The following is a 22291-nucleotide window of genomic DNA, read 5'->3' on the forward strand; positions in this document are numbered from 1 at the left end:
TCGGAGAATGCAATGACAAAGAAAAAACAATACTACTACTACAGAATCTACGACGACGAAGAGAAGTTCAATTACTTCAAGTCGATGTATCAAGAAGAGAAGATCCGGAAAATGCTGAAGAAGTATGAGACCGCCCATCAGGAGTATCACAATGGAGCGTTCGTCGACTTCCTTAAAAAATACGATCCCAAAGCAGAGCTCATTGAAGTCGCCCGGATTTCGTATTGATGTTCAGCATGGTGGTTCTTTAATCTTGTCATTTCCCCCCGCGATTTGTCATGTGTGAGCGGCAAAAATGAAGGATCTTTGACGGCCGGCATTTGTTTTGGAATATCAGTTCGGTCAATTACCTTACGGCCTCTTATTGCTTCCATCCCCTTAAACCTTTCCTTTTTCATTCCCTTCGGATCGTCCTAAACGCCATCATGTGATGCGTGCAAAAGGCATTGGCGATTGAGCAGGGAAATTCATTATTTTACCGAACCGCTTGGCGTAGTTATCAGCTTTCGGAGGAATTATGATGGGTAACTTTTCCGGAAAACGATTGATCAAAAGGTCGTTTTTATTCGCCCCTCTTTTGCCAGTTCTACTCTTTGCCCAAAAGGATGCTCCAACGCCTCCCTATCTGGATTACACTCAGCCGGTTGAAAAAAGGGTCGACGACCTTGTGTCGAGAATGACGCTGGAAGAGAAGCTCTCTCAGATGGTTAACGGCGCGGCAGCGCGTTGGCAGTCAATTGGGAAAATGAAAGCCTTTCCGCCATTGTGCATCTCTGGTATCCCGGTGAAGAAGGAGGGAATGCCCTGGCCGATGTTCTCTTCGGAGACTACAACCCAGCAGGGAGGATTCCCGTCACCTTTTACAAGTCTGTCGATCAATTGCCTCCGTTTAATGAATACAGTATGAAAGGAAGGACGTACCGGTACTTTCAAGGGGAGGCGCTGTTTCCATTTGGTTACGGATTGAGCTATACAAAATTCACTTACAGTCATTTGATTGTCCCGCCGCAGATTCAAACGCAGGATTCAGCCAGAATTTCCGTCGAAGTTCAAAACACTGGTTCACTTCCAGGAGAAGAAGTTGTGGAACTGTACATTAAAAATCTAACTTCCTCTGCGCGCGTTCCGATTCATTCGTTGCAAGGTTTCAAACGCGTCCATCTCAATGCGGGCGAAAGACGATCGGTTTCATTTACCATCTCTCCGCAGCAATTTGCAGTGATCAATTCGGGAGCTAAACGTGAAGTCGACCCTGGCGAATTTGAAATAGGCGTTGGAGGGATGCAGCCTGGAACAGCTTCTCTTTCAACCGATGGCCTTGGTCAAAAAATCAAAATTGTTGGGAAGCCGTTTGTGGTTGACTGATGTTCGCGCTGTTTCTGGATTACCGTTCAGCATTTTTCGGGATGCCCTTTCATGGTTACCTTTCCCAAGCGTGGAAATTTAGGCCCCCCTTTTTCCAAATCTAGGAACACCGTGAAACAATGGAGTCAATACAAAACCTGAAGGCATAATCAATTTTTCTGAATCGTTAGATATTCTTCGTGACAGCTTCTGGGAATCGTTTGGCATAGGAGTTGTAAGTTACCGCCGTAATTCTCATCTATAGCGGAGGATGCCATTTACGTCATAAAAAATATCCTGCTTCCCACCGATTTTTCGGAATGTTCGGCTTCGGCCTTCGAATATGCATCAACGTTCGCAGTCATGTACAATGCCAACCTCCACATCCTGCATGTCGCAAAGGAAGAACATCACAACGGTGCAGCACCGGAACTTGAGATTAGAGACTTTGTCAAAAAGATCCTGCCGTATCAAAAGAAGATTGTGGAAAGTGTACGGTATGGTCAACCATACAGAGAAATTGTCGATTACGCGCGAGCTGAAGATATCGATCTTATCGTCATCGCAACTCATGGCAGGACAGGGTTGACCCACATGGTGATGGGGAGCGTCGCCGAAAAAATAGTACGGTTTTCGCCGGTACCGGTTCTGACGATCAAGCCGGCAAAAGATGGAGCTGAGATTTTTTCAGATGATTCATCAAAGCGCCTTGCCCTGGAGAAAGACCTCAGCGAGCATACAGCTTGATGCTCGATTTTATCGGCATGTTTCCGTGACACCGGTCAAGGCCTAAAATCCCGCAATAATAATCTTGCCTTCGTTTCTTGAGTTTTGTATATTTACGATATCTGATTGTCACGATTGTTTTTAGCGGAAGTGGTGGAACTGGCAGACACACCATCTTGAGGGGGTGGCGCCCACAAGGCGTGCGGGTTCAAGTCCCGCCTTCCGCACAATTCCAGTTGACATTGAACAAAAGGCTCGCTACTTTTGGGCAATTGAAGGAAGTGAACTTTTGAACAACATCTATCGCGTTGGCCTTTTAATGTTTGTGGTTTCAAGCCTGGCTTTTGCAGGTGCCACAATTCGAGATGGATCTCTCGAAGCGCGAAGTGATGGAAATGACGTCACAATTCAATGGGCAACGACAGACGAATCCATGATGCAGCAGTTTGTTGTTGAGCGTCAAGCAAGCGGTCAAACGGACTGGGTCGATCTCGACCCCACGGTGGCGCCCAAAGGGAGCAACTCCAATTATTACTTTGTCGACCAGAGTGCTTTTAAGACCACCGCTTCGGTGTATCAGTATAGAATAAAAATGGTTGCTCAAGACGGCGTCACCTATTCGAAAGTCATGACTGTTGCGCACAACGTCTCGAGTGTGAAGAGGACGTGGGGGAGTTTGAAAGCGATGTTCCGTTAGATAAAATTCTCTTTGGCTGAAAGCGATACATCACATTTGTTATGTATCGCTTTTTTTTTTGAGTGCATGAACCAAACGCCTAAGCCCATTATTTTAGCGTCGCGTTCGCCGCGCCGAATTCATTTGCTGCGGCAAATAGGCTTTTCATTCACTGTTCAAGAAAGCGGCGTCGATGAGGATTTTTCCGCCGGTGCAGCGCCAGAAGAAGTAGTGAGGTCGCTTTCGTTGAAAAAGGCCGAGCATGTTGCAGGGGGACTCAGAGAAGGCATCGTGATCGGCGCGGATACGATCGTTGTCCTCGACGGAGCAATTCTCGGCAAACCGTCGTCGAAGGAGGATGCCATGGGTATGCTGTCGAAGCTGAGCGGAAGAACGCACACTGTTTTCACGGGATTTGCTTTACTGGATGTCGAATCGCGGATGTCGTTAGTCGATTTTGAAAGGACCGAGGTGACATTCCGTCCCCTGAATCGCGGCGAAATTGAAAATTATGTCGAATCAGGCTCTCCGATGGATAAAGCCGGCGCGTACGGGATCCAGGACGATTACGGCGCGGTGTTCGTCGAGCGGATCAACGGCTGCTTTTATACCGTCGTCGGTTTTCCTCTCTCGAAGTTTTATTCTTCGTGGAACCTTTTCCTTGAACGCTTACGGTAACCTTGCGAGGCAACTATGGGAAAGAAGATCCGTGTGTTGATCGCGAAAGCCGGCTTGGACGGCCATGACCGCGGTGCGAAGGTTATTGCGGCTGCGCTTCGCGATGCCGGCATGGAAGTGATTTATACCGGTGTACGCAAAACGCCTGAAGTGATCGTCGAAGCAGCGCTGCAGGAAGATGTGGACGCTATCGGCATCAGCTCCTTGAGCGGCGCCCACATGACAATATTTCCAAAGGTTCAAGGGCTGATGAAAGACAAGGGGATGGGGGACGTACTCCTCTTTGGAGGAGGGATCATCCCGCAGCACGATATTGAAAAACTGAAAAGTATGGGCGTTGGCGAGTTGTTTACTCCGGGGGCATCCATGGTCGAGATCGTGAAGTATTTAAGAAATTACTTCCATGGTGAGGGTGCCTAATTACGCATCAAGGCTGATGGATGGTTCGGGATTGATCCACTCGGTCTCGCGCTGTATTTCCGGGGATACTTTTTTAGTCACGATCGCGATTCGTTTTGGATCAAAGCCGAAAAGGTCCTCCGACGAAAAGATCGAATTGAAATCCCTCTCGGAGAAGAACTGCTCGAATTTTCTTGAAAACTCCTCCAACCGCTTGATATAGTATTCGACATTTTCATCCGGAAAATTTGCATCCCACTCGCTTGCTTCTTTTGCGTTCTCAAATCCCCTGATGTTCGCCGTCGACCCCGTAAAGTAAAATACGATCTTATCTCCCGTTCTGTATGACCGCGAAGAACCGGATGCAAGTTCGTAGCTCGCCGATTTATTCCTTTTGCCCGATTCGACGTCGCGTCGATATTCGTCCAGAGAGTCTTTCAGGGTTTCCGTCCGCGCAAATTCCTTGATGTCAAGCCGGTGTTCGCGAAGCGAGTGGGTCATCTCCAAGTACAATTCATGCAGTTCCTGAATACGATTGTCCAGGATGAATTCAATGCAGCGTTGAACGTAGACACGGCCGAAGCGTTCCATGCTTCGGGAAATGAGAGATGAGCCCTTGATCGAGATTCTGCCGTCGTAGTCGGAAAGGGCATAATTCTTCTTCTTGTAACTGAGCATTTTCCTGTACCGTCCGTCAAATCCGAGGTTGATCCCCTCGGGGAGGGATTGTGAAAGCCGCTCGACGAAGGATCTTTCGGCTTTTTCCCCTGCAACGTTGTCCGGAGGGATAAAATATAATCCGTCGGTGTCAACTTCGATCACTTTTCCGTTATGAAGATCGATCTCATGGATCATTGTTCTCAGCAGTTCCTGCCCCGTCGTCGTCACAACATCTGCCTGGGCATAATCGTTAAAGAGCGCACGGCCATAGCCAAGATATCCGTAAAAAGAATTCACGAGAATCTTGAAGGACGATTGCATAGCGTCCAGACGCGATCGATCTGTCGCATCTGCCGTGTCGCGCATTTTCTTCTTGGTTGCGAGGCGTAATGTGGTCAAATGTTCGAGGATGGAGTGGAACACGTTCAGTTCATCGGTGTGCGGCGCAATGTTCTTCGAAATCATGATCGAAGGGTACAGCGATTCGACGTCGGCGTGAATGACTGGACCAAGCACTCCGGAATAGAACACATCCGAATAACCGCCGGTTGTCTGCGTCCCTGTTTCTGGCTTTGGCAATGAGTGCCTGCGGCGTAAATATTCGCGTAAGAGCAGAGCTTCGATCTTCGATGCCGATCCGAGGCGGGCAACGGTCGTGTAATTGAACGGGAGCATCTGCGTGAGGTAAAATGTGCTCATGGAAAGGCGGTCGCTGAGTGCGCGAGTTTCCCGAACGTCGTCCAGCGCATATTGTTTCAACGGTTCGGGTTCGTTATCCCAATACCAGGATATTTTTTCTCCAGGAATATATGTTCTGTCAGAGGAAGCGATGCCGAAAAATTTTGCCGCGTACTTTAGGGAATAGCTCTCCATCGTTCGCTTGACCATGTCGTAGGATTGGACAAGAAGCCATGTATCGATCACATGCCTTCCGGGGATGTCATAGCTGATGTATTCGACCTCATTTTCTGCGAAGGCAGTGCGCGAGCGGACCCCCCGCGGGGAAGAACCATCCCTTCCAATGGAAAAATCCATCCGGTGCAATTCGCATCGTTTCAACAAATAGGGAATATCGAAATTAAAGATGTTGTGCCCTTCGATAACATCGGGGTCCTTTTTTTGGATGATGTCGATGCATTGTGCCAGGAGCTCTTTTTCTTCGATCTGTTTTCCGCCGAGGACCGTCTCCCACCCGCGATTGTCCGACAGAGAGATCAAAATGATCCTGTCCTCGGGGCGTTCGGCATTGCTGAATTTGTACGACTTTGAATATGTTTCGATATCCAGCTGCATCCGATAGAGGTCGGTGAATTCCATTCCTTTGAAAAGCGTTTTCCCCGACTGCATGAGGAACTGGGTATTCGTATCCGAACGGAGTAAGATGTGCTCGGTATCGGTGTAAGAATCAATTCTCTTTTCCTGTGATTGATTGATTTTTTCGAGGATATGCCTCACCCCGTCCCACATATCATGTACCCGCTCGAAAGCGCACACATATTGGTAGAAATTGTTCCCCTCGAGTTTTTTTAGCCAGATGGTTTTTCCGAAACCGGAAATAAATCGGCTTTCGGAGAGGTGAAAAAACGGGAAGAGCTCTTCGTCGTTGTACGTTACGGCGTTTCCGTCCCGTTTATAGACACGAACCGTTGAATCGTCGAGTGTCTGAACTGCGACGATATGCTGCTCATCATTGTGTCCGAAGAGGAGCGAATTCATACTGGAAAAGTAGAAAAGGGGGGAGAGAAAATCAATTTCGATGCAGCAGGAACGTCAAAAATCAGGTTCGGAGAGGTCCCTATCGATGGTGTTCATGCAATTGGGCCTGACGGCCGGGATCTATCTGCGGAGAGGGTGGGATTCGAACCCACGATACCGTTACCGGTATACCACCTTTCCAGGGTGGCCAATTCAACCACTCTTGCACCTCTCCTTGATGCACTTGCGGAATGTCTAGAAGACGCTAAAAATCTTCAAGCTTGAGAGTCTCTATTCTGCTGGTCATCTCGTCGAATATTGCGCGCGAGACGTACGTGATGTGAATGCTTAATTGTTTATCCCGGCCGACAAGCGCCAGCACGATATACGAACGATCGAAAACCCACAGAACATACTTTTTGGCGAACCCAAGCTGGATGCTCTCCACCGTGCTCAAATATGATTCGTCAACCTTGGAGAATCCGCTGCGGGCCGGCTTTCCATATTTGGTTTCCAAAATTGTTCTGTAGCTGTCAAATGAATCGAGGTAGTCGAATTTTGAGACCGCCTTTACTTTCGGAGTCAGACGAACGATAAAAAGACGGTTATCATCAAATTGGTAAGCAAACGAGGCATCTACTCCGGCGAGAGAGCCCCGGTATTCAAAACCGTTAGTGATATCCTGTAGATCATGTTCATCAACCCCTTCATGACTGAGAAGATACTTGCGCACATTTTCGAGAGATGTCCCCCAATGAGCTTCTTTGTATCCATTCGGGTCTGCAGATGTAGGAGCAGCAGAAAGGCCTGTCGGTTCAGGAGGCGTAACCTTTTTCGCTTGTGTTTCTTCTATAGCAGTGTCTTTCCGTGCAGCCGAGCTGTCGGCCGCAGTTGTTAAACGAACCGCCTCTGTGTCCTGTCGGGCAGTAAGTGTGTTGACCTCGATTTTTGAATTACTATCGACCGCTATTTTCGCGTGGGCCAATGTGTCGAAAGATACCGCTCCCACGACGATCGAATCTCTCGTAACGTTCCGTCCAAACAATGAGCACGAGAAAACGATCCCCATCGATACGGTGACGAGTATTCGACGCATTGGAGTGTACATCCGAATTTGAAAGTAAGAGGTGTACGTAATGTGCGGAGAGGGTGGGATTCGAACCCACGGTCCCACGTAAGCGGGACACCGGTTTTCGAGACCGGCTCTTTCAACCACTCAGACACCTCTCCGAAAAGTTGATACAAATATATTCAATTTTGCCTGAAAAGCAATCACGGGACTTACATACATGACAATACCAACCATGCGAATTCTTAGGAAACTCGCAAAACTATTTTTTGAGGGGCTTTACTTCTTAGGTAGGGCGATCACTCGCTTAACCGCGTCCGTGAAATCTTTCAGGCTGACGGGCAGGAGTTCTTCGTCCTTGGTGGGCTTTGGTTTTGGTTTGGGTTTTGTCATTATGGGACTCTTAACCATCGTAGATTATTTTTGATGTCTCGCTGAGCTTTGAATCGAAAAGATTTTTCAAAGGTGCCCGGAAAAATGCCTTGCTCATAAGCGACATTAATTACAATATCAGCAGAATCGATTTGATAAGCCGAAAACACTGAGTTCTTTTGCTCAAAGTTTAAGGTGCTTCCACTACGCAACTCTGGGATGGTTTTCAGGTTTACCATTCCGCAGTCATAGAAATTGACGGTACCGACTTTTACGTATGACAGTTGAGAGTATGATCGAACATTGTAAGCGGATGATAGTCCTGTGTTTGATACTTCAACGGATATTGAAAATGGACTCATTTTGTCAAGCTGTTCACCACCGATTCCGATAATTAGATTTGGTTTCCATGAAAGGTAGCCAAAATATGTTCCCAAGAGACCTAATGCCAATCCGAGTATCCAGGCATATTTTCTTACGAAAGATATTAGACTGGTTTGTTTTTCCTTTTCTCGCGGCTTTAATATCTGCGGGGATAATTTACTTGATTTTTTTCTTTTGGGCATTAGTTGTTCCCCATAAGGTCATATTTTCAGAAGATTTTTATAGGTTAATCTTACTGAACAGTTTTCCAGCATCAAGGCAAACCGTTTATTGTCGTCAATATCTTTAGAATTAAATCGGAATTCAAACTCGTCAACATATTTGTCAAGATGCTTTTTAGAAACCTGATGATAGATTCCAAAAATACCGCGTTTCAAGATAGCCCAAAAAGATTCGATACGGTTTGTATGGACGCGTCCGCGAACATATTCTTTCTTGCTATGGTTAACGCTATAATGATGCAGAAACTCAACATCAAGGTCTTTGTACCCCTTCCAGTCATCCGTCATAATTGTGGCATCGGGGTCAATCTGAGACTTCATAATAGCGTCAATCGTTTTCTTATTTACCCGGTCGATGGTTTGAGCGGCAACGATACCATTGCGTTGAGCGATACCAAAAACGGGAGTTTTATTCTTTCCGCCATAAGAATTTTTTGTTCTTTTGTCGAGATGCTTGTTCTTTTCTTCTCCGCCAACAAAAGTCTCATCCGCCTCTACCGTGCCCTTGAGCTTCTTTTCAAAAGACTTTGTTCTAACGGCGAACCTGATTCTATGGAGCATAAACCAAGCGGTTTTTTGGGTGACTCCAATATCCCTATGGAGTTGCATAGAGCTAATTCCTTTACGATGCGCCATCAAAAGATAGATTGCCATGAACCATTTGGTAAGAGGCAACGCGGAATCTTCAAAGATGGTACCGACGCGGACGGAAAACTGTTTCCGGCAATCGGCACATTTGAAGAGCTTCCCGCCAGCGACAACGTAAATCTTGCGGGACTTTCCACAGTGCGGGCAAACAGGTTTATCACCCCAGCGGACATTGGCGAGAAACTGAATGCACTCAGTTTCGGTAGCGAATTGTTTGGTAAGATCGGTAAGGTTTTTGAACTCTTTCATAGTGGAATATCCTTTCTTCATCCACTATCAATATACAACTTTTTCATGGTATTGTCAAGTATATAATGCCCGCAATCACAGGCTCATTGACTCTCGGCGGGTTTTTTGGTACTTTTAATTGTCCGAAGCCCGACAATGCCTTAAAAATCACTCCAACTGGAACTCTTCCTGAAAATTAGGGTTACATACCTACGAACAGAGTCATCATCATGGTAATAACAATACACCAAAAAAATCTGAAAGGATACTGCAATGTCGGTAACAGTCGGCGCTAAAGCTCCGCAATTCACTCTTGTCGATACGACGAAAACCCCCCGTTCTCCGCTTTCGGAATTTGCGGGAAAGAAAATCGTTCTCCTTTTTTATCCGGGAGCGTTCACGGGAGTGTGCGACAAAGAGATGTGCAATTTTCGCGATTCACTCTCCGCATACAATACGCTCAACGCACAGGTGATCGGGGTCAGCGTCGACAGCCCGTGGGCGAACAAGGCTTTTGCCGAACATTACAAACTGAATTTTCCGCTCCTGTCTGATTTTGACCGGGCGGTGATCAAACAATACGGCATTGTCTTCGAGGGGCTCGGCGGAGTTAAAGGCTACAATGTCGCAAAGCGCGCGGTCTATGTCCTCGACGAGAAGGGGACCGTCAAGTATGCCTGGGTATCGGATACGCCCGGCGTTGAACCGCCGTATGATGAAGTGAAAAAGGCGGTGGCATAAGGATACGCTATGGCTGAATTAAAGGTGGGATCGGCCGCTCCCGATTTCTCGCTCGAAGGGGATGACGGCAAAAAACACTCTCTAAAAGAGTTTCGCGGAAAAAAGGTCGTTCTCTATTTCTATCCGAAAGACGATACGTCGGGTTGTACAAAAGAATCGTGCTCGTTCCGGGATAACCTCTCCTCGATCAAACGCAAGGGGGCGGTGGTGATCGGTGTCAGCGCGGATGGAATCGACTCTCACAAAAAATTCATATCGAAATATGATCTGAATTTTCCGTTACTGAGCGACGAAAGCAAGTCTGTCCTCGAAGAATACGGCGTGTGGCAGATGAAGAGTTTCATGGGACGAAAGTATATGGGTATTGTCCGAACGACCTTCATCATCGATGAAAAAGGAAAGATCTCGCACATCTTTTCCAAGGTGAAGGTCGATGGACACACGGAAGAAGTCCTGAACGCACTTTCGTAGTCTCTTTTACTATCCCAACGGAGTTTGCGCGGGAAACTGTGCGCCCCCCGTTGAATTCACCGGGATCCGCGTTTTCCTTTTTTGGGCGCTGGAGCGATCGTCACAAAGCAGTATTCCGACGCGGGTCCTGATCGGCGTCGGGCTTCCAGGGTTCATTTATGAAAAGTCTGTGACGGAAAAGAAATGATCTATGTAACGCGACGGGCGCATTTCAGCGCTTCGCACCGGCTGTTCAACCCATCATTCACCGAAGAAAGAAATATTGCGGTATACGACAAGTGCGCCAATGCGAACGGCCATGGCCACAATTACGAACTTGAGATCACGGTAGCCGGCGAACCGGATCCTCAGACAGGATATGTCATCGATCTGAAGGAATTGAAGAAGATCATTGAGGTCCAATTTGTGAGTAAGGTAGACCACAAGCATCTCAACTTCGACGTCGATTTTCTCACAGGAATCGTCCCGACAGCCGAGAATATCGCTGCAGCATGCTGGAGTCAGATCGCCCCCCATATTAAGCATGGCCGGCTTTATTCCGTGAAGCTGTTCGAGACCCAGAATAATTTTGTGGAATACAAAGGAGAGAAGTAATGCCTGAATCTCAGGAGGAAAAGCTGCCATTGGAAGAAGTGGTCCGGCAAATGTTGATCGGCCTCGGCGAGGATCCGTCCCGCGAAGGTCTGCTGAAAACGCCTACGAGGGTGGCCGAATCGATGAGATTTTTGACCAAGGGATATTCGGAAGATGCCGAGAAAATTCTTAATGGCGCAGTCTTCAAAGAAAAATACAGCGAGATGGTGATCGTGAAGGACATCGATTTTTTCAGTCTCTGCGAGCATCATCTCCTTCCTTTTTACGGAAGGGTTCATGTGGCCTATATTCCAAAAGGCAAAATTGTCGGGTTGAGCAAAATTCCTCGCCTCGTCGAAATGTTCAGCCGCCGGCTTCAGGTGCAGGAACGAATGACACAAGAGATTGCGCAGACAATTTTTGATGCTCTGCGGCCTGAAGGGGTCGGCGTGGTATGCGAGGCCCGCCATCTTTGCATGATGATGCGCGGGATCGAAAAGCAAACATCCCGGGCGACCACGAGCGCAATGCTCGGAGAATTTCGCGATAACATCAAAACCCGGTCAGAATTCCTTACCTTAATCGGCAGCCAACCTGTTTAGTTAAAATTCCATGCCAGCAATGAGTAAGTCGATCGTTTGGATCACCGGCGCAAGCCGCGGTATCGGAGCTGCGATTGCTTCGGCTTTTGCTGCCGAGGGAGCGCATGTTATTTTGACGGGAAGGGATGTTCCTGCGTTACAAAAGAAATCGCGGGAGATTCAAGACCTCGGCGGAGAGGCCTCTTGGCTGCGATGCGATGTTCAGCTGGAAAGAAGCGTTAATATTACCAGAAAAACGATTTCGAAGAAATTTGGGAAGGTCGATGTGCTGATCAATAACGCCGGCGTCACGTATTTTAAGCCGTTCGAAAAAACGACCGTACGCGATTTCGATCACGTCCTGGCAACAAATCTCAGGGGGGTATTCCTGACCGAAAAATCGGTGCTTCGCGCGATGATGAAAAGGAAGAATGGCGTTATTGTCAACATCCTTTCGGTAAGCGCCATTACGACGTTTCGAAACTCGTCGGCCTATTCGGCTTCGAAGGCGGGAGCGCTGGCATTGTCGCGCGGCCTGCGGGCTGAGGTCCGTAGGAGCGGAGTTCGCGTTATCGACATTTTGCCGGGCGCGGTGGAAACAAACATGTGGGACCGCAAGGAGCGGAAGAAATATCATGCGAAGATGATGCAGCCGGAGGACGTCGCCGAAATTGTCGTAGCCGCAGTACGCAGCCCGAAAAGGCTTCTGACCGAAGAGATTGTTCTTCGTCCAATTGCCGGAGACCTATAATCGATGAGCGAATCATTAGCAGGCAAGACGGCGATTGTAACCGGTTCGAGCAAAGGCATCGGCAAGGCCATTGCTCTTTCATTGGCCAGGTCGGGTGTCAAAGTTACACTGGCGGCACGCCATCGTGAGGGTCTGGATCCGGCTGAAAAAGAAATTCGTGACAACGGGGGACAATGTATCGCCGTACGTGCTGACATCTCTGAGGAAGCTGATGTTGCTCGACTTATTGAGACATCAACAAAGGCGTTTGGTACAGTCGACATTCTTGTCAACAATGCGGGACACGGAATATTTTCCAAAGTTGCAGATAGTTCCGTTGAGGAATTCGATGGAATGATGAAGGTGAATTTGCGGGGGGTGTACTTGTGCTGCAAAGCGGTCATCCCCATAATGACACAGCAAAAGAGCGGTGCAATTATTAACATCGCATCACTCGCCGGAAAAAATTCGTTTGTGGGAGGGGCTATTTATTCCGCGACAAAATGGGGCTTGATCGGTTTTTCCCGCTCGTTGATGCTGGAAGTAAGGGATTCCAATATCCGCGTCGTTTCGATCTGCCCGGGATCGGTGAACACTTCTTTTTCCGATCATAGTAAAGATTCGGAAAAAATTATCCAGCCGCAAGATGTCGCTGACACGGTTCTTTTTGCTCTCTCAATGCCGGCGCGGAGCAACGTGAGTGAGATCGATATTCGTCCTACAATAAACCCAAGATCATAGCAGCATTAATAAGCATGGATCTGTTTGACATCACGATCATTGGCGGCGGTCCGGTAGGGCTCTTCGCTTCATTCTACGCCGGCCTTCGCCACATGAAGACGAAAATTATTGACGCGCTCCCCGAGCTAGGGGGGCAGCTCACGGCACTGTATCCCGAGAAGTACATCTATGATGTCGCTGGCTTTCCAAAGGTGGTCGCAAAGGACCTTGCGAAAAACCTCATCGAGCAGGGCCTCCATCATGGCCCGAGCGTTTGCTTGAGCGAAAAAGTTGAATCGCTCCGGCCGGATGAAGTCGATGGGCAGCAACTATTAAGATTGTTGACGCACAACGGGGGAGAACATGATACAAAGGCGCTTCTTCTGACCGTTGGCATAGGAGCTTTTGTTCCGCGAAGGCTTGACTTGGCCGGAATAGAAAAATTTGAGAACACCCATGTCCACTACTTTGTGAAGGACAAGTCGGTTTTCAAGGGAAAAAAACTATTGATTGTCGGAGGGGGCGACAGTGCGGTCGACTGGGCGCTCAATTTGCAGGACACCGCAAAACACATTACGCTCATTCACCGAAGGGATGAATTTCGGGCTCATGAAGACAGCGTTAAAAAATTGATGTCTTCTCAAGCGGACGTCAAGCTCTGGTTTGAGGTCGATTCGGTGAAGGGGGGCTCCTCAATCGAGGAAGTCGTCATAAGGAACAACCGGACGAGCGAATCGGAAACGTTGAAAGTCGACCATCTTCTTCTTAATTTAGGCTTTGTCGCCAGCCTTGGTCCCCTTCGCGATTGGGGATTGGAAATCGAAAAAGGAGATATTAAAGTGACGACCAAGATGGAGACCAATATTCCCGGCATTTACGCTGCCGGCGATATCGCGACCTTTCCTGGAAAGTTGAAGCTCATTGCGACCGGATTCGGAGAAGCGGCGATAGCCGTGAACAATATCAAGGCATTCATCGACCCGAAGGCAAGATTTTTCCCCGGCCACAGCAGCGATTTGAAATCGAAAAAGTAAACGATGCAAGCCCGTCACCAGCTTCTGATCACCTATTCGCTGACGCCCAATCAGCTGCAGAAGATTAATGATGTCTCTCCGCTTATCGAAGTTCACTACCATCCTCGTCTTGACGAAGCCGAGAAACAATTCCACTCCGCGGAAATCCTGTTCGGGGATATTCCGCGGGATCAATTTTTGTCGATGCCGCGCCTCCGGTGGGTGCAAATATCCACCGTTGGCGCTGACCGATTTTTGTATCCGGAACTCCTTCAAAGTGACGTTACGCTCTGTTGTTCCAGAGGGATGCACAAATATCAGATGACCGAGCTCCTCTTCGGCGTCATGATATCGATCGCCAGAAAGCTGTATTCGTACCACGACCTTCAGAAAGACCGCGAGTGGACGGGAACGCTGATCAGAGAATCGGACGTCATTATCGGCAAGACGCTCGGCATCGCCGGACTAGGCTCGATAGGAAGCACAATGGCGAGGGTGGGAAAGTCGTTCGGCATGAGGGTTATCGGTACAAAGCGGACTCCGGAACCGGTGGAATTCGTCGACAGGGTGATGGCCCCGTTCCAACTGCGTGAAATGCTGGCCGACGCGGATCATGTCGTCAACGTCACCCCGCTGACACCGCTGACTACAAAGATGTTCGGCGAAAAAGAATTCGCTGTGATGAAACCGAGTGCGGTGTTCTATAATTTTGGCAGAGGGGCGTCAGTGGACGGGGAGGCGCTTCTTAAGGCGCTGGAACAGGGGACGATTAAAGCTGCCGCACTCGACACGTTTGAAGAAGAACCCTTACCGAAAAATAACCAACTCTGGAGCGCCAAGAATATTTTCATCACTCCTCATATCGGCGGTCCGATTCCTCATTATTACCATCTCCTCACAGAAATATTTATCGAAAATTTGCGATTGTTTCTCGACGGCAAGCCGCTCTCGACCGTCGTCGACAAAGTAAAAGGATACTAGCGCGGTACCGCAGAAGACGCAGCCACTGCGCCGGCAGAAGGTCGTGTTTCCCGCAGGTGCGCTGAACTCTAAGACCGGTCGCGGGGGCTTGTGCCTTCCATGTGCGGGTGCCTGCCGGCAAAACGGCGCGTCCGCATGTGGGCCATCGCTTCTGTGCGAAGAACCTTGCGCCATTCTTTTTGCTGTTCGGGTGTCAAGATCTTATTCGCTTCGAACCAGCCGTTCAGTTTGTTGACGTGGAGCGCACTTTCGTTCGCTGAGACCTCGTTTATTTTTTTCTCGATCGCTTCTTGATCGGGCGAATCGGACGAGAGAAGACGGCTAAGCTCGAGCCTTGAGAGCGCCAGTTGTGAACGGAGTTCAATGGCCTTTTTGTCGGTGTGGTACCGGATATCCTTTAACTGGTTTTTCTGGTCGTCGGTTAGCTTCATCCGGGCCATGGGATTATCTCGTTCCATACGCATGTGCTCTCTCGGTTTATTCGCCGGGGGCTCGGACGATCGTTCTTGAGCGTTAGCGATGACCGTGATCGAGGCGATGAGCATCGCGGCTAAGATTTGTTTCATAAAGACTCCTTTCGCAATAACATGAATTGGATGATATCTCTATGACAACGCCTTCAGGATGGAAGTTTAACCGAACTGTTCTTGAAAAAGAATCATCTTTTGAGTATCTTACTGCCACCATGAGCACAATCATGCGCCGACCTTATCTTTTATTCCTTGCTGTTTTACTTTTCTCTCTTCAGGGGTGCGCAGTTTATAATAGCGGCGTCAGTTTTATCAATCAACGGTATATCAATACCGTAGCCTATTTCAATACATACTACAACGCCGAGACCGCATTCGCTGATGCTGAAAAAGATGTCCTCGCGGCACAGGCGCTGGAATTGGGAAGACCCGTTCCTCTCGTAACGGAAGCTCCACTCTCTCAGAACGCCAAGGATAAATTCAATCTCGCGATCGAAAAAGCATCCAAATTGCTGACGTTCTACCCGACAAGCAAGTGGGTGGAAAACGCGCTGCTGATGATCGGAAAATCATATTTCTATTTAGGGGATGACCTAAAATCGCAACGGAAATTTCTCGAGCTCTTCGCAAAATTTCCCGACAGCGATTTTCGCTTCGAGGCGGAATGGCTGTATGGGCGTTCTCTTCTCCGTCAAAAACGGTACAGTGAGGGGCTCCAGTCGCTCGAACGTCTTTACCAGGATGCTGTCGATAAGAAAGAAAAAAAGGTCGCCGGACTAGCTTCCCTCTCGATCGGCCGGTATTATCATCACAATCTGGATTACGACCAAGCCGTCACAAACTATCGGCGGTCGGTGGAAACCTCGAACGATGGAGCGGTGAATGCTGAGACTGAACTGCAAGCCGGGTATTGCTATGTCGCGCTCGGAGATACAGAGAAGGCTTCGCAGGCGTTTACCGCCGTCGACGATTTCGACCCTGAGTATGCAACGTCGTTCGCAGCGAAATTCGAGAACATCAAGATTCTGATCTCGGAGCGCCAATACGACGAGGCGTTGCGGCGGCTGGAGGCTTTACTGAGCAATGCTAAAAATCTCGAGAATTTTCCCAAAATTCAGCTTGAAATCGGGTTGCTCTATGTCGCTCAGGGGAAGATCCCGGATGCAGTTTCCAAGCTTTCATTTGTTGATACGACCTACGCTAAAACAGACGAATCGGCGAGGGCTTACCATACGCTCGGGAAGATCTATGAAACGATTCAGGTCGATTATGCAAAAGCCGCACTGAATTACAACAAAGCGAAACTTGAGTATCCTGCCTCTCTCATTACTGCCGATGCTTCGAAAAAATCGGATGCACTGACAAAATACTTTATCATCTATTCCGATCTTTCCCGATGCGACAGCCTTATTGCCCTGACGAAGAAAAACAGACTGAAACGGGATTCGTTGCTTCTCGCTGCGGACACCGTTCGCGCTGCTGATAGCGCATTGGCAATCCTTCAGAAAGGGAATGTTGTTCCCGATTCGAGCATCGATATTCAAAAAATGCAGGCTCGGCGGGATTCAATAGCAAGGGCTGACTCGCTTAAAAGGGACGCTTACGCGCGGTTGTTCGCGACAGAAACGCAAAGCATGGATTCTCTTCGCCAGATCATTGTGAAGGATCATTTCGAGCTGGCAGGAATATTCTTTTTGGAATTGGAACGACAGGACTCTGCTCTGTATTGGTATCAACAGGTGATTGACGAAGGTAAGAAAACCGACTTTGCTCCGCGAGCGTTGTTCACGCTGGCTGAGGTATTAAAAACAGGGGGCAAGAGCGGAAAAGAGGCGGCCGATTCAATTTACGCAGAGGTTATTTCACGGTACCCGGATTCGCAGTACGCACAGGAGTCGCGGAGGATGCTCGGCATTCCCTTGCTTGTCGTCAAAAAAGATTCTGCTGAGGCATTGTATCTCCATGCAGAGCCGTACTTCGAGACCTCTCACGCGGATAGCGCACTGCCGTTGTTGTATAAGATTGTTCAGGAGGACCAATCATCCCCGTATTGCCCCAAGGCGTTGTATACGATCGGCTGGATTTACGAAAATAAAATGAATAAAGTAGACAGTGCAAGCGCCGTGTACAGGCGGTTACTGGCTGTTTATCCCGCTTCTCAATTTGCACTTGCTGTCAAACCGAAAATTCAGGAAGAGGATAATCAACGTCGCGAAGTTGAGAAGAAGGCGGCCGCGGAAGCAGCACAGAAAAAGAAAAAAGAAGAAGCGGACAAAAAGAACGCCAGTGCACCGAAAGACGCTAAACCGGCTCCTAATCCAGCGAAGTTTCAACCGTAGGAACACACGAATGCAATACAGGAATTCATGATTCAAGAGCAGGCGCGGATCTCCTCTGTCAGGGAAATCGCCCCAAATATTTTCCAGCTTTCCTTTTTCTCACCGGTCATTTCTCTTGCCGCGCTTCCCGGGCAATTTGTCAACGTTAAACCGGAAGGCTCCGCAGCCCCTTTGCTGCGCCGTCCCTTCAGTATTTTTTCAATCGAAGAGGGGATGGTTTCTATAATCTTTAATGTGGTAGGAATCGGGACGCGGCTGCTGTCTGAAAAGAAGACCGGTGAAACACTCGACGTGCTTGGCCCATTGGGGAAGGGGACTTTTCCTTTTACGGACGACGACTACGAAACTGCCGTGCTGGTGGCCGGCGGACTTGGCGTAGCGGCATTGCCTTTCTTGACTTCCCGGTTGCGTGGATTTAAACAAATCATGACGTTTCTTGGCGCACGTTCCTCGCAATCTATCGTTCGGCTCGGCCTGGACAATATTCAAATCGCAACCGACGACGGCAGTGAGGGTTTCCACGGTACGGTGGTCGACGTGGTGAAGCAATGTGTGGATGCGCAGACGATCCGGCGCCCGCGGATTTTTGCCTGCGGTCCGACGCCGATGATGCGATCCCTGGCGGCGTATGCCAACGGAATCAACGTCCCGTGCTATCTCGCGTTGGAGTGTGAAATGGCATGCGGTATCGGCCTTTGCCAAGGGTGTCCAGTCGAAACAACGACAGAAGAGAAAAAATATCGACTCGTCTGCAAGGACGGACCCGTCTTCGATTCTAGGGAAATTGTTTTCTAGACTATGGAAGAATCTTTTTCGGTAAGAACCCTAAGATTCAAGAATCGGTTCTTTGTCGCCTCCGGTACATTTGGGTATGGCGATGAAGTGTCGGATATCGTAGCGTTGGAGAGGCTGGGAGGGATTATGACAAAATCCCTTTCACTCAAGCCGCGCGACGGTAATCCTCCGCCGCGCATCACAGAGACTGCGAGTGGGATGCTGAATTCGATTGGACTGGCAAATATTGGAGTCCGGAAATTCATCGAAGAAAAGGTTCCGCTCCTTCAAAAGCACACGTGCGCCGTAATCGCAAATATTGCTGCAAGCTCTGTTGAAGAATACTGTGCCGTGCTCGAACTGCTTGAACCGCAGCGACGCGTCGACGGGTTTGAAATAAATGTGTCCTGCCCGAATGTGAAAGAAGGAGGACTAAGTTTCGGGACTGACATTGGGAAAGTCGCCCTCATCACAAAAGAGCTCAGGAAGCGGACGCAGAAGCCGCTGATCATGAAGCTTACTCCGAATGTTACGCATATTTCGGATTTTGCGCGCGCCGCGGAAGCCGAAGGGGCCGACGCAGTATCAGTCATTAATACGCTTATCGGTATGGCGGTCAATATCAGGACCAGAAAGCCGAAGTTGTCGACGGTGACGGGGGGCTTATCCGGCCCGGCGATCAAACCGATTGCCCTGGCAAAAGTTTTTGAGGTCAGCAAAGCGGTGAAGATTCCGGTCTTCGGAATCGGCGGTATTGCCGGGTGGGAAGACGCAGTGGAGTTCTTCCTCGTTGGGGCAAGCGCCGTCCAAATAGGCACACAGAATTTTGTCAACCCGGCCACGGCGGTCGAAATATCGAAAGGTGTCGCCGAGTATTGCGCGGCGCATTCGATAAGGGATATTTCGCAACTGGTTGGCGGCCTGAACGCCGACTCGAGCGCTTCCGTCATTCAGAGCTGGCTTTGATTTCTACCATACTGCCGATCATCCCCCGTGCTTCAAACACGCTCAACACTCAATTATCTGTACGGACTCCAGACCTTCGGGATAAAGCTTGGACTGCGTAACATCCGCGCATTACTTCGTTTTTGCAACGATCCTCATCAACGCTTTCGCTCCGTTCATATTGCTGGAACGAACGGGAAGGGTTCGACGTCGGCAATGATCGCGGCAGTGCTTCAGGCTGCCGGCTACCGCACCGGGCTGTACACGTCTCCGCATCTTTTGCAATTCAACGAGCGGATCCGTATTAACGGCAGGATGATCTCCGATGCCGACCTTGTCCGATACACCGAATTTTTTCGTCCGAAAATCGACGCGACGCGGGCGACATTCTTTGAAGCAACCACCGCAATCGCTTTCAAATATTTTGCCGATAACAAGGTTGATGTCGCGGTTGTCGAGACGGGAATGGGGGGGAGGCTTGATGCGACGAATGTTCTTGTTCCTGAGGTGTCCGTGATCACCTCGATCTCCAAAGACCACACGCAGCATCTCGGAAATTCTCTGACCAGGATCGCTATTGAAAAAGGGGGGATCATTAAACGAGGCAGAGGATGTGTTGTCGGAGCTATGAGCCGGCGCCCTTTACAGGAATTGAAGAACATTGCGCGGCAGCGAGGTTCCGAATTGATCACAACGGAAAATCTCCATGCTGCTTGGAAGGATTCTGGGCACTCTGGTATTGGTTCGATTAGCATGAGTACTGCTGCATCGTCCTTCAGCGATCTTCGCACCCCACTCCTTGGAAGATACCAGTTGGAGAATATAAAAGTGGCGGTCACTGCCTTAGAATATTTGCGGTCAAGAGAGATAACAATCCCGAACGTTGCAGTTCGTCGCGGCATCGAAGAGGTGCACCGCTTAACAGGGATTCGGGGACGCTTCGAGATCCTTCGGGAACGCCCCTTGGTAATTCTCGACGTGGGCCACAACCCCAGCGCTGTTGCCGCAACGATTGGTTCGTTGGCAGCCTTCTCCTACCGGAAACTTGTGCTTGTTTTTGGCGTCATGAAGGATAAGGATTTTCGTTCGATGATCCGAAAGCTGGCTTCATTGAAACCGATTGTTTTTGCAGTCCAGCCCCAGATCGAGAGAGCGTTGTCTCCTGAAGTTATTGCCGAGGAATTCCGGAAGCTGAAATGCCGCGCCCGTTCATGCAACGATGTCGGCGAAGGAATTCGGCTGGCAATGCGAACTCAAACAAAAGATGATTTGTTGTTAGTGTGCGGTTCGCATTATGTCGCCGGGGAGGCGTTGGAGGCTCTTCTAAAGATCGTCCGGCGAAAAAGTCCTTGACAATAATGGCATTTACCTCTATATTTGAACCAATAAGGTAGGCTCTTGTTTTCGGTTAACACTTCTAGATTACCTCGTTTGTTGCCAATTATCAGACCTTAAGCATTCAAGCATCGGTACTATTTTGAGGCCCGTTTAGCCACTGTGACAGTTCGCTCTCCTCGAGTTCATTAATCAAATTTTTTTGAAGGGATATTTCCATCATGCCAATGGACATTTCAGAATTGAAGTCCAAGAAAATTGCTGACCTTAATCAGATCGCCAAGGATCTCAGCATTTCCGGCTACAGTGATTTGCGCAAGCAGGAATTAATTTTTAAGATTTTGGAAGCCCAGACTGAAAAGGACGGCCTCACCTTCAGCAAGGGGGTTCTTGAAGTCTTGCCCGACGGCTACGGTTTTCTGAGGTCCGTCGATTATAACTACCTCCCTTCCCCCGACGACATCTACGTCTCCCCATCACAAATCAAGAAATTCAGTCTGCGTACAGGAGACACGGTGAGCGGTCAGGTTCGTCCTCCGAAAGAAGGGGAGCGGTTTTTCGCCTTGCTGCGCGTTGAGGCAGTGAACGACGAGAATCCTGATACGATCCGCGACAGGGTGCTTTTTGACAACCTGACGCCGTTGTATCCCAACGAGCGGATCAAGCTCGAAACGGCCCCCGGCGAATACGCGATGAGGATCCTCGATCTGCTGTCGCCCATCGGAAAAGGGCAGCGCGGTATGATCGTATCCCCGCCCAAGGCCGGCAAAACGGTCCTTCTGCAAAAAATGGCGAACAGCATTACACGGAATCATCCCGACGTCAAGCTGATGATGCTCCTTATTGATGAGCGTCCGGAAGAAGTGACGGATATGGAACGCTCGGTGAGTGCGGAGGTGGTGGCATCGACGTTTGACGAGCCGCCGGAGCGCCACGTCCAGGTGTCGGATATGGTGCTTGAAAAAGCGAAGCGGTTGGTCGAAGCAAAACACGACGTTGTTATTCTTCTTGACAGTATCACACGCCTTGCCCGTGCTCATAATACCGTTGTTCCACACTCGGGTAAAATCCTCTCCGGCGGCGTCGACGCGAACGCATTGCACAGGCCCAAGAGGTTTTTCGGCGCGGCTAGAAATATTGAAGAAGGAGGCAGCCTGACGATCATCGCTACGGCTCTCGTGGAGACGGGGAGCAGGATGGATGAGGTCATTTTTGAAGAATTTAAGGGGACGGGCAACATGGAAATCGTGCTCGACCGCAAGCTGAGCGATAAACGGATCTTCCCGGCGGTCGACGTCAACAGGTCCGGAACCCGCAAGGAAGAAATTCTCATGGGCGAGGATGAACTGAACCGTGTGTGGATACTGAGAAAATTCCTGAGCGAGTTCACCCCCGTCGAAGCGATGGAATTCCTTCTCGAAAAGATGCGGGGAACAAAGGAAAATAAGGATTTCCTTAAATCGATGAATAGTTGATGTTGCAGCCGGCGGGCATAATTTAAAAACATCCCTGGATTCT

Annotated in this window: 24 protein-coding genes and 3 tRNA genes; 20 read left to right on the forward strand and 7 right to left on the reverse strand. The window is 49.2% G+C overall.

Going from position 1 to position 22291, the window contains the following annotated elements; translation table 11 throughout:
* Positions 1 to 12 precede the first annotated feature (12 nt).
* From VMF88_11120 to VMF88_11150, 7 genes are all read left to right on the forward strand, one after another.
* The gene (locus VMF88_11120; GenBank protein ID HTY11610.1) at positions 13 to 228 is read left to right on the forward strand and encodes a hypothetical protein; all 216 of its coding nucleotides are present in this window, start codon (positions 13 to 15) and stop codon (positions 226 to 228) included.
* 498 nt (positions 229 to 726) lie between these two features.
* Complete coding sequence (locus tag VMF88_11125; GenBank protein HTY11611.1) at positions 727 to 1365, forward strand: glycoside hydrolase family 3 C-terminal domain-containing protein; 639 nt, start codon at positions 727 to 729, stop codon at positions 1363 to 1365.
* 276 nt (positions 1366 to 1641) lie between these two features.
* Positions 1642 to 2091, forward strand: coding sequence for a universal stress protein (locus tag VMF88_11130; GenBank protein ID HTY11612.1), 450 nt, complete (start codon positions 1642 to 1644; stop codon positions 2089 to 2091).
* Between the two features lie 123 nt (positions 2092 to 2214).
* Positions 2215 to 2297, forward strand: a tRNA-Leu gene (locus VMF88_11135).
* 206 nt (positions 2298 to 2503) lie between these two features.
* The gene (locus tag VMF88_11140; protein HTY11613.1) at positions 2504 to 2767 is read left to right on the forward strand and encodes a hypothetical protein; all 264 of its coding nucleotides are present in this window, start codon (positions 2504 to 2506) and stop codon (positions 2765 to 2767) included.
* A 66-nt stretch (positions 2768 to 2833) separates the two neighbouring features.
* Positions 2834 to 3424, forward strand: coding sequence for a Maf family protein (locus VMF88_11145; protein HTY11614.1), 591 nt, complete (start codon positions 2834 to 2836; stop codon positions 3422 to 3424).
* A 15-nt stretch (positions 3425 to 3439) separates the two neighbouring features.
* Complete coding sequence (locus VMF88_11150; GenBank protein HTY11615.1) at positions 3440 to 3844, forward strand: cobalamin B12-binding domain-containing protein; 405 nt, start codon at positions 3440 to 3442, stop codon at positions 3842 to 3844.
* Here the strand turns inward: VMF88_11150 and VMF88_11155 are convergent, their stop codons facing one another.
* From VMF88_11155 to VMF88_11180, 6 genes are all read right to left on the reverse strand, one after another.
* Positions 3845 to 6199 carry a DNA polymerase domain-containing protein gene (locus VMF88_11155; GenBank protein ID HTY11616.1) on the reverse strand — a complete coding sequence of 785 codons (2355 nt, stop codon included), beginning with the start codon at positions 6197 to 6199 and terminating at the stop codon, positions 3845 to 3847. It abuts the gene before it with no gap.
* A gap of 127 nt (positions 6200 to 6326) precedes the next feature.
* A tRNA-Ser gene (locus tag VMF88_11160) sits at positions 6327 to 6413 on the reverse strand.
* A gap of 30 nt (positions 6414 to 6443) precedes the next feature.
* Positions 6444 to 7274 (reverse strand): hypothetical protein, encoded by an 831-nt coding sequence (locus tag VMF88_11165; protein ID HTY11617.1) that lies wholly within the window; start codon positions 7272 to 7274, stop codon positions 6444 to 6446.
* A gap of 45 nt (positions 7275 to 7319) precedes the next feature.
* Positions 7320 to 7408 (reverse strand) — tRNA-Ser (locus VMF88_11170).
* A 231-nt stretch (positions 7409 to 7639) separates the two neighbouring features.
* Entirely contained in the window at positions 7640 to 8185 is a 546-nt protein-coding gene (locus tag VMF88_11175; GenBank protein HTY11618.1) for a hypothetical protein, read from the reverse strand.
* Positions 8186 to 8203: 18 nt separating this feature from the next.
* On the reverse strand, positions 8204 to 9121 hold the full coding sequence (locus VMF88_11180) for an IS1595 family transposase (protein HTY11619.1): 918 nt from the start codon (positions 9119 to 9121) through the stop codon (positions 8204 to 8206).
* Between the two features lie 252 nt (positions 9122 to 9373).
* On the opposite strand from VMF88_11180, the gene VMF88_11185 reads away from it, so the two are divergent.
* From VMF88_11185 to VMF88_11220, 8 genes are all read left to right on the forward strand, one after another.
* A complete protein-coding gene (locus tag VMF88_11185) occupies positions 9374 to 9841 on the forward strand; it encodes a peroxiredoxin (protein HTY11620.1) in 468 nt (155 codons plus the stop codon).
* Between the two features lie 9 nt (positions 9842 to 9850).
* The gene (gene bcp, locus VMF88_11190) at positions 9851 to 10312 is read left to right on the forward strand and encodes a thioredoxin-dependent thiol peroxidase (protein HTY11621.1); all 462 of its coding nucleotides are present in this window, start codon (positions 9851 to 9853) and stop codon (positions 10310 to 10312) included.
* A 183-nt stretch (positions 10313 to 10495) separates the two neighbouring features.
* Entirely contained in the window at positions 10496 to 10906 is a 411-nt protein-coding gene (locus VMF88_11195; protein HTY11622.1) for a 6-carboxytetrahydropterin synthase, read from the forward strand.
* Positions 10906 to 11487 (forward strand): GTP cyclohydrolase I FolE, encoded by a 582-nt coding sequence (gene folE / locus VMF88_11200; protein ID HTY11623.1) that lies wholly within the window; start codon positions 10906 to 10908, stop codon positions 11485 to 11487. Before VMF88_11195 ends, folE begins: the two co-directional genes overlap by 1 nt.
* Positions 11488 to 11506: 19 nt before the next feature.
* Entirely contained in the window at positions 11507 to 12217 is a 711-nt protein-coding gene (locus tag VMF88_11205; protein ID HTY11624.1) for an SDR family oxidoreductase, read from the forward strand.
* Between the two features lie 3 nt (positions 12218 to 12220).
* A complete protein-coding gene (locus tag VMF88_11210; GenBank protein HTY11625.1) occupies positions 12221 to 12937 on the forward strand; it encodes an SDR family NAD(P)-dependent oxidoreductase in 717 nt (238 codons plus the stop codon).
* 14 nt (positions 12938 to 12951) lie between these two features.
* Positions 12952 to 13950, forward strand: coding sequence for an NAD(P)/FAD-dependent oxidoreductase (locus VMF88_11215; GenBank protein HTY11626.1), 999 nt, complete (start codon positions 12952 to 12954; stop codon positions 13948 to 13950).
* Between the two features lie 3 nt (positions 13951 to 13953).
* Positions 13954 to 14910, forward strand: a complete 957-nt coding sequence (locus VMF88_11220) for a D-2-hydroxyacid dehydrogenase (GenBank protein ID HTY11627.1) — start codon at positions 13954 to 13956, stop codon at positions 14908 to 14910.
* A gap of 68 nt (positions 14911 to 14978) precedes the next feature.
* Here the strand turns inward: VMF88_11220 and VMF88_11225 are convergent, their stop codons facing one another.
* Positions 14979 to 15476, reverse strand: coding sequence for a periplasmic heavy metal sensor (locus VMF88_11225; GenBank protein HTY11628.1), 498 nt, complete (start codon positions 15474 to 15476; stop codon positions 14979 to 14981).
* Between the two features lie 131 nt (positions 15477 to 15607).
* On the opposite strand from VMF88_11225, the gene VMF88_11230 reads away from it, so the two are divergent.
* From VMF88_11230 to rho, 5 genes are all read left to right on the forward strand, one after another.
* Positions 15608 to 17719, forward strand: a complete 2112-nt coding sequence (locus VMF88_11230) for a tetratricopeptide repeat protein (protein HTY11629.1) — start codon at positions 15608 to 15610, stop codon at positions 17717 to 17719.
* A gap of 27 nt (positions 17720 to 17746) precedes the next feature.
* Complete coding sequence (locus VMF88_11235) at positions 17747 to 18514, forward strand: dihydroorotate dehydrogenase electron transfer subunit (protein ID HTY11630.1); 768 nt, start codon at positions 17747 to 17749, stop codon at positions 18512 to 18514.
* 3 nt (positions 18515 to 18517) lie between these two features.
* Positions 18518 to 19459 carry a dihydroorotate dehydrogenase gene (locus VMF88_11240; protein HTY11631.1) on the forward strand — a complete coding sequence of 314 codons (942 nt, stop codon included), beginning with the start codon at positions 18518 to 18520 and terminating at the stop codon, positions 19457 to 19459.
* Between the two features lie 27 nt (positions 19460 to 19486).
* Positions 19487 to 20791, forward strand: coding sequence for a folylpolyglutamate synthase/dihydrofolate synthase family protein (locus tag VMF88_11245; GenBank protein HTY11632.1), 1305 nt, complete (start codon positions 19487 to 19489; stop codon positions 20789 to 20791).
* Between the two features lie 209 nt (positions 20792 to 21000).
* A complete protein-coding gene (gene rho, locus VMF88_11250) occupies positions 21001 to 22248 on the forward strand; it encodes a transcription termination factor Rho (GenBank protein HTY11633.1) in 1248 nt (415 codons plus the stop codon).
* The last annotated feature ends 43 nt before the right edge of the window (positions 22249 to 22291 follow it).

It is taken from the genome of Bacteroidota bacterium, from assembly GCA_035506275.1.
In the GTDB taxonomy this organism is placed as follows: Bacteria; Bacteroidota; Ignavibacteria; order UBA10030; family UBA8401; genus JAGVPT01.

Coding starts and splice junctions, on each gene's coding strand:
- VMF88_11185 (HTY11620.1), top strand. CDS start 9,374: ATGTCGGTAACAGTCGGCGCTAAAGCTCCGCAATTCACTCTTGTCGAT.
- VMF88_11175 (HTY11618.1), bottom strand. CDS start 8,185: ATGCCCAAAAGAAAAAAATCAAGTAAATTATCCCCGCAGATATTAAAG.
- bcp (HTY11621.1), top strand. CDS start 9,851: ATGGCTGAATTAAAGGTGGGATCGGCCGCTCCCGATTTCTCGCTCGAA.
- VMF88_11210 (HTY11625.1), top strand. CDS start 12,221: ATGAGCGAATCATTAGCAGGCAAGACGGCGATTGTAACCGGTTCGAGC.
- VMF88_11240 (HTY11631.1), top strand. CDS start 18,518: ATGGAAGAATCTTTTTCGGTAAGAACCCTAAGATTCAAGAATCGGTTC.
- VMF88_11205 (HTY11624.1), top strand. CDS start 11,507: ATGAGTAAGTCGATCGTTTGGATCACCGGCGCAAGCCGCGGTATCGGA.
- VMF88_11120 (HTY11610.1), top strand. CDS start 13: ATGACAAAGAAAAAACAATACTACTACTACAGAATCTACGACGACGAA.
- VMF88_11180 (HTY11619.1), bottom strand. CDS start 9,121: ATGAAAGAGTTCAAAAACCTTACCGATCTTACCAAACAATTCGCTACC.
- VMF88_11155 (HTY11616.1), bottom strand. CDS start 6,199: ATGAATTCGCTCCTCTTCGGACACAATGATGAGCAGCATATCGTCGCA.
- VMF88_11225 (HTY11628.1), bottom strand. CDS start 15,476: ATGAAACAAATCTTAGCCGCGATGCTCATCGCCTCGATCACGGTCATC.
- VMF88_11215 (HTY11626.1), top strand. CDS start 12,952: ATGGATCTGTTTGACATCACGATCATTGGCGGCGGTCCGGTAGGGCTC.
- VMF88_11235 (HTY11630.1), top strand. CDS start 17,747: ATGATTCAAGAGCAGGCGCGGATCTCCTCTGTCAGGGAAATCGCCCCA.
- VMF88_11145 (HTY11614.1), top strand. CDS start 2,834: ATGAACCAAACGCCTAAGCCCATTATTTTAGCGTCGCGTTCGCCGCGC.
- VMF88_11165 (HTY11617.1), bottom strand. CDS start 7,274: ATGCGTCGAATACTCGTCACCGTATCGATGGGGATCGTTTTCTCGTGC.
- rho (HTY11633.1), top strand. CDS start 21,001: ATGGACATTTCAGAATTGAAGTCCAAGAAAATTGCTGACCTTAATCAG.
- VMF88_11230 (HTY11629.1), top strand. CDS start 15,608: ATGCGCCGACCTTATCTTTTATTCCTTGCTGTTTTACTTTTCTCTCTT.
- VMF88_11220 (HTY11627.1), top strand. CDS start 13,954: ATGCAAGCCCGTCACCAGCTTCTGATCACCTATTCGCTGACGCCCAAT.
- folE (HTY11623.1), top strand. CDS start 10,906: ATGCCTGAATCTCAGGAGGAAAAGCTGCCATTGGAAGAAGTGGTCCGG.
- VMF88_11195 (HTY11622.1), top strand. CDS start 10,496: ATGATCTATGTAACGCGACGGGCGCATTTCAGCGCTTCGCACCGGCTG.
- VMF88_11150 (HTY11615.1), top strand. CDS start 3,440: ATGGGAAAGAAGATCCGTGTGTTGATCGCGAAAGCCGGCTTGGACGGC.
- VMF88_11140 (HTY11613.1), top strand. CDS start 2,504: ATGATGCAGCAGTTTGTTGTTGAGCGTCAAGCAAGCGGTCAAACGGAC.